This is a genomic window from Mycolicibacter longobardus (assembly GCF_002102265.1).
Classification (GTDB): domain Bacteria; phylum Actinomycetota; class Actinomycetes; order Mycobacteriales; family Mycobacteriaceae; genus Mycobacterium; species Mycobacterium longobardum.
Genome location: NZ_LQPG01000011.1, coordinates 273939 through 286567 on the forward strand (window position 1 = coordinate 273939; position 12629 = coordinate 286567).

A 12629-nucleotide genomic window follows, 5' to 3' on the forward strand; every position below is an offset into this window, starting at 1 on the left:
TCGATGCCCAAGAAATACGGGGTCAAAGAGAAGGACCTGGTCGTCAGTCACATCGTCGACCTGATACTGGCCGGGGAGTTGCGCACCGGTGACCGGATCAACCGCGATGCGATCGCGGCGAACGTGGGTGTCAGCCGGCTGCCCGTTCAGCAGGCTCTGGATCAACTTGAATACCAGGGGATGCTGGCCAGTCGCTATCACCGCGGTGTGTTCGTCACCCGGTTCGACGAGGCCGTTGTGCGCGAACAGCATGAGTTACACGGGGTTTTGAACGGCATCGCCTCGGCGCGGGCGGCGGCCAACCCGACCCCGCGTGTCCTGGCCGACCTCGACTCAGCGCTGCGGAATCTGCGGGCCAGCAAGGGGCCCGAGGCGTTTCAGGAAGCGGCCTACGAATACCGCCGGATCATCCTCGATGAGTACGCCGGGCCGCCGCTGTACGCGGCGATCATCGCCGCGCGCGTGTTCGCGCCACGTGGATTCTGGGGGAGCTACCCCCGCACCCACGCGGAGTTCCTGCCCAACCTCGAAGCCGAGAACGCGGCGATCCACCGGCGCGATCCTGACGGCGCCCGGGCCGTGCACATCGAGCGGGCGCGGATGCGCGCAGACGTCGTGATCGCCGAGCTGGCCAGGCGGGGAGTGCTCAGCGACGGACCGGGCTGAGGCCGCCGAGCGTGCGGTTTGGTACGCGAAATAGCTGCTCTGCGTACCAAAACCGCACACTCGGTTCCTGTTTATCGCGTCGACCTACTCCGGGGGTGGTGGCTGGGCCCCTGCGCCGCCTGACCCGCCGGTGCCGCCGGCCGTCCCGGTGGGCGCGGTGCCGGCTTGGCCGGGTCCGCCGGGGGTCTGGCCGGATGCGCCGCCGTTGCCGCCGTTGCCGCCGGTTCCGCCCTCGACGGTTCCGGCGCCGTTGCCGCCGTTGCCGCCGGTTCCGCCGTCGCCGCCGCTGACGTCGGTGGTGGGGCTGCCGTTGATCTGACCGCCACCAGCGCCGCCGTTGCCGCCGTTTCCACCGTTGCCGGCGTGGCTCGGTCCGATGCCCAGGTCGTTGGCCGGGGTCTCGATGCCGCCACTGGCGCCTCCGGTGCCGCCGGTTCCGCCGGTGCCGGCCGTGGTTGCTCCGGCGCCGCCGTTGCCGCCGTTGCCGCCATGGCCACCGGATGCGGTGCCAGAACCTCCGGCCCCACCGGCGCCGCCGTTGCCACCGGCGCCGCCGTCGACCAGGATGCTGCCGGAGTTGGCGCCGCCGTTTCCGCCCCTGCCGCCGTTTCCGCCGACGCTGACCACGCCGTTGCCGGTGGCGCCGTTGCCGCCTGCCCCGCCTGCCGCGCCGGTGCCACCGGCGGCCGTGGCATTGCCGCCACCTCCACCGCCGCCGTTACCGCCGTTGCCGCCTTGACTGTAGATGGTGCCCTCGTGTTGCCAGCCGGTACTGGTACCACCGGCACCCCCGAGCCCGCCGTTGTAGCCGCCGCTGGACCCCAAGCCGCCGTTGCCGCCGTTGCCGCCGACGTAGCTGCCATTGCCGCCGTTACCGCCGTTGCCGCCGTTTGCGGTGATGAAGCCCGAGCCGCCGTTGCCGCCGTTGCCGCCACGGGTCTGGACGGCGGGGTCGTCGGTGGCTCCGGCGCCGCCGTTACCCCCATTGCCGCCACCGCCGCCGCGGCCGCTGGCGCCGCTGCCCCCGTCCCCGCCCTTGCCGGCGCTGGCGAAGCCGCCATCGCCGCCGTTGCCGCCCCTGCCGCCGGGCTCGCCGCCACCGGAGACGGTCTGGCTCGCCGTGCCGCCGGCACCGCCGTTGCCGCCGTTGATGCCCGCGCCGCCGTTTCCGCCGTTTCCGCCGTCGCCGCCGATGCCGGTCCCCTGGGAGTAGCCACCTGCGTAAGCGCCCGTGCCGCCGTTTCCGCCGTTGCCCAGGTAGTCGCCGTTGGCGTCCTGGTAGGCGTCGCCGCCGTTGCCACCGCTGCTGCCGTCACCGGCGGCACCGAACTGCCCGGCGCGCCCGAAGGACGGGTCGTTGTAGATGGTGGAGCCGCGCTCACCGGCCGCGCCTCCCGAGCCCGCAGTGGAGAACACAATCCCGCCGTTCCCACCGTTGCCGCCGTCGACGTGGTCGGCGGTGCCGGTCGCGCCGTTGCCGCCGGCGCCGTGGGCCCCGCCGTTGCCGCCGTTGCCCCCGTTGCCGAACATGAACCCGCTGCGCCCGCCGTTGCCGCCGCTCCCGCCGATCCCGCCGTTGCCTCCGTTGCCATCACCGCCGTTGGCGAACGTGCCGGCGGCGCCGGCGGCGCCGGCTCCGCCGTCGCCGCCGTTTCCGCCGCTGCCGAAGAACCAGCCGGAGGCGTTTCCGCCGGCCCCGGCGTTGCCGCCGTCGATCGAGGTATCGAGGGACGCGCCGCCGTTGCCACCGGTGCCGCCGTTGCCCATCCAGATACCGCCGGCTCCACCGTCTCCACCGTTGGCACCCGCACCACCGTCACCGCCGGCGCCGCCGTCGCCCAGCCAGCCGGGCGCGTTGCCGCCGTTGCCGCCGTCGATGCCCGCGGTATCGGAGTTCCAGCCGTCGCCGCCGTCCCCGAACCACAGCCCGCCGTTGCCGCCGTCGGGGTTCTCGGCGGTGCCGTCGGCTCCGTTGCCGATCAGGAACTGGCCGGCCGAGGTGTTGATCCAGCCGTTGACCATCGCACCGAAGTCACTGTCGATCCAGTTCTCCATGGAGGTGTGCAGCGGTTGATAGATCCACTGGTCGATCAGCGTGGTCCAGTCAAGAGGTTCGCCGACGGCCGTCCCTTCGGCGCTGAGCGCCCACCCGTCGGCGGCGGCGCCATTGAACAGCGGGTCCAAAAGGTCTATGAACCAGTCGAATTCGTCGGCCTGGGCCGGGAGCGCCACGGTCAGGGGTGCCATCCCGAACGTCAGGAAAGCGCCCACCGCACTGGCGGCGCCGACCGCCCGGGAATGGCGGCGCGGGTTGGTGTGATGACGACTCATCTTGAGGGGAACCTCTCTAAGAAGTTGGGGGATAAGGGGTTATCGGGGATCAGAGTCCGAACAGGTCGCCCAGCCAGCCGAACGAGTCGGTCGCCGCGGCACCCAGGCCGCCGTCGTCGAGCACATCGGTGGGCAACAGCGGCAGATCGGTTCCGGCCAACGGCGGGGTCACCACGATCGGCCCCTTGCCGTCCCATCCCGAGCCCAGCAGGGCGCCGACGGTTTGGCCCCAGGCCATCCAGGCGCCGATCGGACCGATTCCGGCACTGTTGAGGTCCAGGTTGCCCAGGACCGGGACACCGCTGAATTCGATGCCCACGCTTTGGAACAGGGAACCGCCGACAGCGGGAACCGAGGCCACGACCTCGCCGTCGGGGCCGAGCACCTGGTAGGGACCGACCTGCACGGCACCCGGGCTGAGCAACCCACCGAACGCGAAATCGAGGTGGTCCATGGTCATCCCGGCCGGGAAGTACCCGGATTCGTTGATCATGGGTAACAACGCGTTCAGGTTCAATGTGGCGCCGTTGAGGAAGGCTCCGGACATGTTGGTCAAGGTGTCACCGAAGCTGTCACCGTCGGTGATGCTGTTCATCAATGCGATCCACGGGCTGATCGCCGGCCCGATGGCGCCCATCAGGACCGCGCTCGCCGGAGACGCCAGGAAGTCAATGATCGGCATGATCGTGGATTGGTCGACATCCGGCGGGATATAGCCGCCGATCTGCCCGAACATCAACGCGTGCGTGCTGTCCAGAGTGTGGTTGAGCACGGTGGAGTAGGTCTCGTCGGTGGTGTTCTGCAACGCGTAGCCGGAGAGCACCGCGTTCAGATGCAGCTGGATCTGCTCCATCACCTCGTTGGTGGAACCCGCCGGGTCATTGAGCAGCCGATCCCAGTAGTCCATCTGATTGGCCACGAACTGCTGCATCCCCACTGCGGGGGCCAAGAACCAGTTGTTGAGTAGCGCGGTCGCGTTGGCCGAGGTGGCGTTGAGCACGTCGTCCCACGCGCTGGCCAGGTGCACGGCGGGCGACTGGACATCGAGCAGAGCGGGCAACGGACCGGCCACCGGCGTCACCGCGACAAGACTGGCCCCCACCAGTGCCACACCTGCGGTGGCGTAGGGGCGGACTGTGGCGTGCAAGGGGTCTCCTTCTGGTTGGTGATGCACAGCACGGATCGGGACGAAGTTGAGGCTAGCTGAGGGATACATAATTTGTATACAAAAAAATAGAACTTGTTCTATCTGGTGAGGTGACGCCGTGACGGCCTGCGTGTCAGTCCGGCGCTGGGCAGCCACAGGGCAGCGTCCACGATGACTGAATAAGCAGGTGCAGAGCATATATGGAGCGCCGCTGGCGAAGAGGCCGGTTCCTGCGGGAGCCGGAAGCCCGCGACCTAGGGATCGTTAGATATGAATGTAATTTGTAGAAAAATGATCACAGCGCCCGTTCAGACTGCCGCGGCAAGACTGTTTTCTCGGAATTGGGTAATACGTTCCACCAACCTGGAGCTTGGTGCCGGACATGTTTGAGTCGGGGCGAGTGAAGCTGCCGTAATCGCGACGAGCGGGATAGATTCTGAGGAATGTCAGGCTTGGATGGCGCCGCCGGCCGGGGCGGCGGGTGACTATGTCGGTCGTCAAGTCGCTGAGCGATCTCCGAGCAGCAGATGCCGGCTTCGGCGGTGGCAAGGGCGCTCATCTCGGGGAACTGCTCACGGCCGGGCTTCCGGTACCGGATGGATTCGTCATCGGGGTCCCGGCCTACGTGGGAGCCGTGACTGCGGACCGGGTCGCGGCGCCGTCGGGCGAGCTACGCGACGAGATTGTGGCCAACTATCAGGCCATGGGCCACGACGTCGCCGTGGCGGTCCGTTCTTCGGCCGTGGCCGAGGACGGCGCGACTGCCTCGCACGCGGGAATCTACGAGACGGTTCTCAACGTCAAGGGCGTCGCACAACTGCTTGAGGCCGTTCGGCGCTGCTGGGCTTCGATGTCTTCGCAGCAGGCCCAGTTGTACAGCGGCGCTAGGGGATTGGTTCCGGAAGAATCCGGGATGGCGGTGGTGGTGCAGCGCCAGATCGCCGCAGCATGTGCCGGTGTCGTCTTCACCGCGGATCCCCTGGGCGGCGGTGCGGACCGGCTGTTCCTCGAATCCGCCGGCGGGCCGGGGGAGAACGTCGTCGCAGGGCTGGTCACACCGGACCGCATCGTCGTCGACAAGGGCTCGATGGACATCGTGGCGGCCCTGGAATCCACCGCTGCGCGTCCGGTGCTGTCCGAGCAGCAGATTCGCGAGATCGCGCGGCACGCGATACGGATCGAGGAATGGTACGGCCGCCCCCAGGACATCGAGTGGGCCTTCGACGAGCAGGGGAGGGTCTGGATTCTGCAGGCACGCCCGATCACCGCGTTCGAAACGCTGGAGGCCAGAGCGAGAGCGGTTGAGTTCTACGATCCGCCGCGTCCACCCGAAAGCCGTTGGACCCGTGTGAATATCGCTGAGGCCCTGCCCGGTGTGCCGGCGCCCCTTACCTGGTCGGTGTGGCGGCCGGGACTCGGCGGCGGGCAGCGCGAATGCCAGATCCAGCTTGGCGTGGTGTCCAAACGTGACGACGGTCCGCTGCCGTTCGTCACCCTGGCGCAGGGTTGGCCGGTGTTGTCCGTCGATCTGCTCCTGAGTCAAGTCGCCCGAATTCCCCGAATGGATCCCAGCGCGTTCAGTGAGCAGATCCTCGGTGCGGCACAACAGGTGGACGATGCACCGCTGCTGGCGAGGGTTGCGACCGCGTTGCGGATGGCCGCGCGAGCACCGATCACCCTGGCACTGCTGAATCGTCGACTTCGGGCCGTGAGCCGGACCTCGCGGAGGGCGTGGCAGCGGGACGCCTGGCGGCCGCCCGCGGATCCGGTCGCTCTGCTGACGGAGGCCGCGGCGCGCTTCAAACAGACCATGACGGTCCACGCCGTGCAGACCTATGTGTGCCAGGGGCTCTACCAGGCTGTCGAGCTGATTGCCGGCGGCGCGACTATCCATCTGCTCTCCGGAGGCGGTGACCTCCCCGAGGCCCGACTGGCCCGGGACCTGTGGATGCTGGCCCTCGGACGGATCAGCTTGGAGCACTTTCTGTTTGAGCACGGATTCCACGGGCCGGACGAGGGCGAGATCGCAGCTGCTTCGTGGCGGCAGAACCCCGAACCGGTTCTGCAATCCGTACGGATGATGGCTGACGGTGATGGATCGCGTGATCCCGGTGCCGCGATGGCCCGCCGGCGTCAGGAACGATTCCAGGCAGAGGCCGCGCTGTGCGCAGCCCTGCCACGCTCGCGCCGCAGGGCGGTGACACGTCTGATCGCCATGACCAGCAAAGCGTTGGTCAGCCGGGAGATCGGTAAGGCGACATTCCTGCAGGACCTCGATGTCGCTCGCCACGCGGTGTCTTTCCTGGGCGACGATGCGGTCTGGCACACGCTCGAAGAACTCCGGGAGAACGTGCGGCCGTCCTCGGCGGATATCCTTGCCCGGCAACATGTCCGGTCGCGGTTCGCCGCGCAGGAGCCGCCGCTGTCCTTCGTCGGGGATCTGCGCCAGCGGCCGTCCGGCGACAGCGCCGGCGTGCCGTCGGTCGTCGCCGGAATCAGCGCGAGCCCGGGCCGCGCCCGCGGACGGGCACGGGTGGTGACCAACCCCGCCACGACCGTCGACCTCGGCGCCGGCGACGTGCTGATCGCGCGGACCACCGATCCGTCGTGGGTGATGCGGTTCATGGCGGTGGCCGGAATGGCGATCGACGTGGGCGGAACCCTGTCCCACGCGGCGATCATCGCGCGAGAGCTCGGAATCCCGTGCGTGATCGGGACGGGCAACGGAACCCAGGTCATCCCCGATGGCGCGCTGGTGGAGATCGACGGAGCCCAGGGCGCCGTGCGGGTTCTCGACGTGCCGACTACCGGTCGATCCGAAATCGCCTGACCCGGCGGCCTCCGCTAACCTCTCAACCCGTGGCGGGTATCCACGAGTCGCCGGTGTCCAATTCGGTTGATCGGCCATCGCGCTCATGACCGTGTCGGCTGCCGTCATCATGATGGTCACCTTGGTCGGCCTGTGGGTCCGGCGCCACACCTGGCGCTACCACTGGGAGGTCCAACCCAGCGTCATCCTCGGTCTGCAAACGGTCGCGACCATGCTGCTGACACCGTGGGCGGCGACGATGCTCGGGCCGTGGTTGCATCGGGTATTGGGGCTGTGGAACGTCACCGGCCTGGTCGGCATGCTGGGCGTACTGCTGACCGGGGTGGCCATGATCGCCCACCTGTTGTCGCGGTTAACCCTGGACAGCCACGGCGAAGTCTTCGGTCGCCGCGTGGGTGCGGCGCTGAGCTTCGGACTCCCGCTGTTGGTCGGCGCATTCGTCGTCGGCCACGCCGGGTACGAACCTGTCCGGCAGATCTTCGACGCCCGCGGCCCGCGATTCGCAGCTTTCTGGGCGGTGCTGGGCGGGCTGTTCGTCTACCTGGGGTACTACTCCAGCCGGCTGCTGCTGATCATCCGGGCCGATCCCCGCTCCAAGCGGGCCGCGGAGCTGTACCTGGTCTGGGCCGGGTGCGGTTTCGGCATTGCCGGTTGCGTGTGGGTCACCGCGTTGTTCGGCAGCAATGTCTGCGTGCCCGCATGGACCTTCGGGTGCATCGGAACGGTCGCGTCCACCTGGGCGTCGATCGGGTCCTGGCGGGCCAAACGGCGCACGTTCGTCGAAGCCGGCGGTTAGGGAGGCTCGACGGAGGAGTGCCAAAGCTGGACCGCCGTAATGGCCCCGGCGGTTAGCGAAGGATCCGGAAGCGTTTGGTCCGGGCGCCTGCGCCGGACGCGAGTTCGACCCGGCTGTGCGGAACACCGAAATGCTCGGCGAGGACCCGGACGACAGCGGCGTTCGCCTTGCCGTCCACGGCGGGCTCACGCACGTAGACCGTCAGCTGGCCGTCGGCGTCGGTCTCCACCAGGGGCCCCTTGCGGCTGCCCGGTTTGACCCTGACGACGACGGTTCTGGGCTCGTCCATGTCCGCCATTCTGGCGGCGGGCGCGCTAGCGGGCGACGATCACCGACGAGCCGTGGCCGAACAGGCCCTGGTTGGCCGTCACACCCACCTTGGCGCCTTCGACCTGCCGGCCGGTGGCTTGGCCGCGGAGCTGCCAGGTGAGCTCACACACCTGGGCGATCGCCTGTGCCGGGATCGCCTCGCCGAAGCAGGCCAGCCCTCCGGACGGGTTGACCGGCACCCGCCCACCGATGGTGGTGGCGCCGCTGCGCAGCAGCTGCTCGCCCTCGCCCTTGGCGCACAGGCCCAGATGCTCGTACCAGTCGATCTCCAGCGCGGTGGACAGGTCGTAGACCTCGGCCAGGCTGACGTCCTCCGGGCCGATCCCGGCCTCGGCATAGGCCGCGTCCAGGATCTGATCCTTGAACACCCGCTCCGGCGCGGCCACCACAGCGGTGGAATCCGTTGCGATGTCCGGAAGTTCGGGCAGGTGCTGCGGGTACCGCGGGGTGACGGTGGACACCGCCCGCACCGACGGCACACCCTCGAGCGAACCGAGGTGCTTCTTCGCGAAGTCCGCGCTGGCCACGATCAGCGCGGCCGCACCGTCGGAGGTGGCGCAGATGTCGAGCTGGCGCAGCGGGTCGGAGACCACCGGGCTGGCCAGCACGTCCTCGACCGCGGATTCCTTGCGGTAGCGGGCATTCGGGTTGGAAAGCCCGTGCCGAGAGTTCTTCACCTTTACCTGGGCGAAGTCCTCGGAGGTGGCGCCGTAGAGGTCCATCCGGCGCCGCGCCAGCAGCGCGAAGTACACCGGGTTCATCGCCCCGATCAGGTGGAACCGCTGCCAGTCGGGGTCGTTCTTGCGCTCACCGCCGACCGGGGCGAACGCGCCCTTGGGGGTGGTGTCGGCGCCGATCACCAGGGCGACGTCGCAGAACCCGGCCAGGATCTGGGCCCGGGCGCTCTGCAGGGCCTGCGACCCGGAGGCGCAGGCGGCGTAGCTCGACGACACCGGAACCCCGTTCCAGCCCAACTTCTGGGCGAACGTCGAGCCGGCGATGAAACCGGGGTAGCCGTTGCGGATGGTGTCCGCCCCGGCGATGAATTGGATCTGCTGAGCGTTCAGGCCGGCGTCGGCCAGCGCGGCGCGGGCGGCGACCACGCCGTACTCGGTGAAGTCGCGGCCCCACTTGCCCCACGGGTGCATGCCCGCACCCAGGATGTACAGCGGTTGGGGAGTCATGCGCCCACCTTCTTCCACGCGTAGACCGTGCGCGTCGCGCCGTCGTCGTCGGTGTAGAGCGGCATGGTGGTCAGTTCCATCTCCATGCCGACCTTCAGGTCCGCGGCCAGCGTGCCCTCGACGACCTTGCCCAGCACGATCAGGCCTTCATCGGCAAGCTCCACCGCGGCGATCGCGAACGGCTCGAACGGATCGGACGGCGGGTAGGGGGCCGGCGGCAGGTACCGGTTCTCGGTGTAGCTCCAGATTTTGCCGCGCCGCGACAGCGCGACCGGCTCCAGCGCGTCGCCGTCGCAAGCCGGGCTGGGGCAGTTGTTCTCACGCGGCGGGAACACATAGGTGCCGCACTGCGGACACTTGGCGCCGATCAGATGGGGGAGGCCGGCGTCGTCAGTGGCGAACCACCCGTCGATCGCGGGCTGCGAGGCTACTTCTGGCACCCGGTCAGCGTACCCAACCTGGGCGGCAAAACTGAAACGTGTTGCAATTCTGCCGGCGTCAACGGGTGTCGGTACCGGGTGCATAGAGTTGGGTCCGTGAGCCCAGATCAGACCAAACCGACGCTGCTGCTTCTGGACGGAAACTCGCTGGCGTACCGGGCCTTCTACGCGCTGCCCGCGGAGAACTTCAAGACCCGCAGCGGCCTGACCACCAACGCCGTCTACGGGTTCACCGCCATGCTGATCAACCTGCTGCGCGACGAAGCCCCCACCCACGTCGCTGCCGCCTTCGACGTGTCCCGGCAGACCTTCCGCTCCGAGCGCTTCCCCGAATACAAGGCGACCCGCTCAAGCACCCCGGACGAGTTCCGCGGCCAGATCGACATCACCAAGGAAGTCCTCAACGCACTGGGCATCACCACGCTGTCCGAGCCCGGCTATGAGGCCGACGACCTGATCGCCACACTGGCCACCCAGGCCGACAGCGAGGGCTACCGGGTGCTGGTGGTCACCGGTGACCGCGACGCGCTGCAACTGGTCAACGACAACGTGACCGTGCTCTACCCGCGCAAGGGTGTCAGCGACCTGACCCGGTTCACCCCGGACGCCGTCGTCGAGAAGTACGGCCTGACCCCGGCGCAGTACCCGGACTTCGCCGCGCTGCGCGGCGACCCCAGCGACAACCTGCCGGGCATCCCCGGGGTGGGGGAGAAGACCGCCTCGAAGTGGATCGTCGAATACGGATCCCTGCAGGGACTGGTGGACCAGGTCGACACCGTCAAGGGCAAGGTCGGAGATGCGTTGCGCGCCAACCTGTCCACCGTGATCCTCAACCGTGAGCTCACCGACCTGGTGCGCAACGTCCCACTGGCCCAGACGCCGGACACCCTGCGGATGCTGCCCTGGGACCGCGAGCAGATCCATCAGCTCTTCGACGACCTCGAGTTCCGGGTGCTGCGCGACCGGCTTTTCGAGACGCTCTCCACCGCTGGGGGCACCGTGCCCGAGGCCGAGGAGGGCTTCGAGGTGCGCGGCGGTGCCCTGGAACCGGGAACGGTCGCGGCCTGGCTGGCCGAGCACGCCGCCGACGGACGCCGGGCCGGACTGGCGGTCATCGGCAGCCACCGCAGCTACGACAGCGACGTGACCGCGCTGGCCCTGGCTTCGGCGGACGGGGAAGGCGGCTACATCGACACCACGACGCTGACCGCCGAGGACGAAGCCGCGCTGGGCGCCTGGCTGGCCGATCCGGGCAAACCCAAGGCCCTGCACGAGGCGAAACTGGCCATCCACGACCTGGCCGGGCGCGGCTGGACCCTGAACGGTGTCACCTGCGACACCGCGCTGGCCGCCTACCTGGTCCGGCCCGGCCAGCGCAGCTTCAGTCTCGACGACCTCTCGGTTCGCTACCTGCGCCGGGAGTTGCGGGCCGAATCCGAAGAGCAACAACAGCTCTCGCTGCTCGACGACACCGAAGGCATCGATGACCAAGCGGTGCAGACCGCGATCCTGCGGGCCCGGGCCGTCACCGACCTGGCCGACGCCCTCGACGCCGAACTGGCCCGCATCGACTCGGCCGTCCTGCTCGACGACATCGAGCTGCCGCTGCAGCGGGTGCTGGCCGAGCTGGAGCACGCCGGGATCGCCGTCGACCTCGACCGGCTCGGCGAGCTGCAGAGCCGGTTCGGCGACCAGATCCGCGACGCCGCCGAAGCCGCTTACGCGGTGATCGGCAAGCAGATCAACCTCGGATCGCCCAAGCAGCTGCAGGTGGTGCTCTTCGACGAGCTGGGCATGCCTAAGACCAAGAAGACCAAGACCGGCTATACCACCGACGCCGACGCGCTGCAGACCCTGTTCGACAAGACCGGCCATCCGTTCCTGGAACACCTGCTGACCCATCGCGATGTCACCCGTCTGAAGGTGACCGTCGACGGGCTGCTCAAGTCGGTGGCCTCCGATGGGCGGATTCACACCACGCTGAACCAGACCATCGCGGCGACCGGCCGGCTGTCGTCGACCGATCCCAACCTGCAGAACATCCCGATTCGCACCGACGCCGGCCGGCAGATTCGCGACGCCTTCGTGGTCGGGCCCGGCTACCCCGAGCTGATGACGGTCGACTACAGCCAGATCGAGATGCGCATCATGGCGCACCTGTCGGCCGATGAGGGCCTCATCGAGGCGTTCAACACCGGCGAAGACCTGCACTCGTTCGTCGGTTCGCGGGCGTTCTCGGTGCCGATCGACGAGGTGACGCCGGATATGCGCCGGCGGGTCAAGGCGATGTCCTACGGTCTGGCCTACGGGTTGAGCGCCTACGGCCTGGCCTCCCAGCTCAAGATCTCCACCGAAGAGGCCAAAGAGCAGATGGACGCCTACTTCGACCGGTTCGGACGGGTCCGTGACTACCTGCACGAGGTGGTCGAGCAGGCCCGCAAGGACGGCTACACCTCCACCGTGTTGGGCCGGCGGCGCTACCTGCCGGAGCTGGACAGCAGCAACCGTCAGGTCCGGGAGTCCGCCGAGCGGGCCGCGCTCAACGCGCCGATCCAGGGCAGTGCGGCCGACATCATCAAGGTCGCGATGATCAACGTCGACAAGGCTCTCAAGACCTCCGGTCTGCGGTCGCGGATGCTGCTGCAGGTGCACGACGAACTGCTCTTCGAGGTGGCAGAGGGCGAACGCGAGCCCTTGGAGGAGCTGGTGCGCGACAAGATGGGCAGCGCGTATCCGCTCAGCGTGCCGCTGGAGGTCGCGGTCGGCTACGGGCGCAGTTGGGACGCCGCCGCGCACTGACCGTCGCGTTGTCGGCGGTGGCCGGAGTCGTGGAAGCTGCTACAATCGAACGTATGTTCGAACAGTTGTCGAGGGTTCCGTCTGCGGAGTCGATCGCGCGACTCAG

General features: G+C 68.6%; 9 protein-coding genes. 4 read left to right on the top strand and 5 right to left on the bottom strand.

The annotated features are described in order from the left end of the window. Window positions 1-3 precede the first annotated feature (3 nt). On the top strand, window positions 4-666 hold the full coding sequence (locus tag AWC16_RS07455; RefSeq protein ID WP_085264097.1) for a GntR family transcriptional regulator: 663 nt from the start codon (window positions 4-6) through the stop codon (window positions 664-666). Between the two features lie 84 nt (window positions 667-750). Here AWC16_RS07455 and AWC16_RS25525 read toward each other — a convergent pair whose 3' ends face one another. Next, window positions 751-2997 carry a PGRS repeat-containing protein gene (locus AWC16_RS25525; RefSeq protein ID WP_165759180.1) on the bottom strand — a complete coding sequence of 749 codons (2247 nt, stop codon included), beginning with the start codon at window positions 2995-2997 and terminating at the stop codon, window positions 751-753. A 49-nt stretch (window positions 2998-3046) separates the two neighbouring features. After that, window positions 3047-4144 (bottom strand): outer membrane porin GjpA, encoded by a 1098-nt coding sequence (gene gjpA / locus AWC16_RS07465; protein WP_085264098.1) that lies wholly within the window; start codon window positions 4142-4144, stop codon window positions 3047-3049. Between the two features lie 487 nt (window positions 4145-4631). On the opposite strand from gjpA, the gene AWC16_RS07470 reads away from it, so the two are divergent. Beyond that, window positions 4632-6974 (top strand): PEP/pyruvate-binding domain-containing protein, encoded by a 2343-nt coding sequence (locus AWC16_RS07470; RefSeq protein WP_085264099.1) that lies wholly within the window; start codon window positions 4632-4634, stop codon window positions 6972-6974. Window positions 6975-7059: 85 nt separating this feature from the next. Then, window positions 7060-7770, top strand: a complete 711-nt coding sequence (locus AWC16_RS07475; RefSeq protein ID WP_085264100.1) for a hypothetical protein — start codon at window positions 7060-7062, stop codon at window positions 7768-7770. A gap of 52 nt (window positions 7771-7822) precedes the next feature. On the opposite strand, the gene AWC16_RS07480 is transcribed toward AWC16_RS07475, so the two are convergent. From AWC16_RS07480 to AWC16_RS07490, 3 genes are read right to left on the bottom strand one after another with little or no spacing between them, the layout of a single operon-like run. Next, entirely contained in the window at window positions 7823-8059 is a 237-nt protein-coding gene (locus AWC16_RS07480; RefSeq protein WP_085264132.1) for a DUF167 domain-containing protein, read from the bottom strand. A 25-nt stretch (window positions 8060-8084) separates the two neighbouring features. Further along, complete coding sequence (locus AWC16_RS07485; protein WP_085264133.1) at window positions 8085-9284, bottom strand: lipid-transfer protein; 1200 nt, start codon at window positions 9282-9284, stop codon at window positions 8085-8087. Then, window positions 9281-9724, bottom strand: coding sequence for a Zn-ribbon domain-containing OB-fold protein (locus tag AWC16_RS07490; protein WP_085264101.1), 444 nt, complete (start codon window positions 9722-9724; stop codon window positions 9281-9283). Before AWC16_RS07490 ends, AWC16_RS07485 begins: the two co-directional genes overlap by 4 nt. Before the next feature lie 78 nt (window positions 9725-9802). Here AWC16_RS07490 and polA point away from each other — a divergent pair, with 78 nt between their 5' ends. Next, window positions 9803-12523, top strand: coding sequence for a DNA polymerase I (gene polA / locus AWC16_RS07495; RefSeq protein ID WP_085264102.1), 2721 nt, complete (start codon window positions 9803-9805; stop codon window positions 12521-12523). Window positions 12524-12629 lie beyond the last annotated feature (106 nt).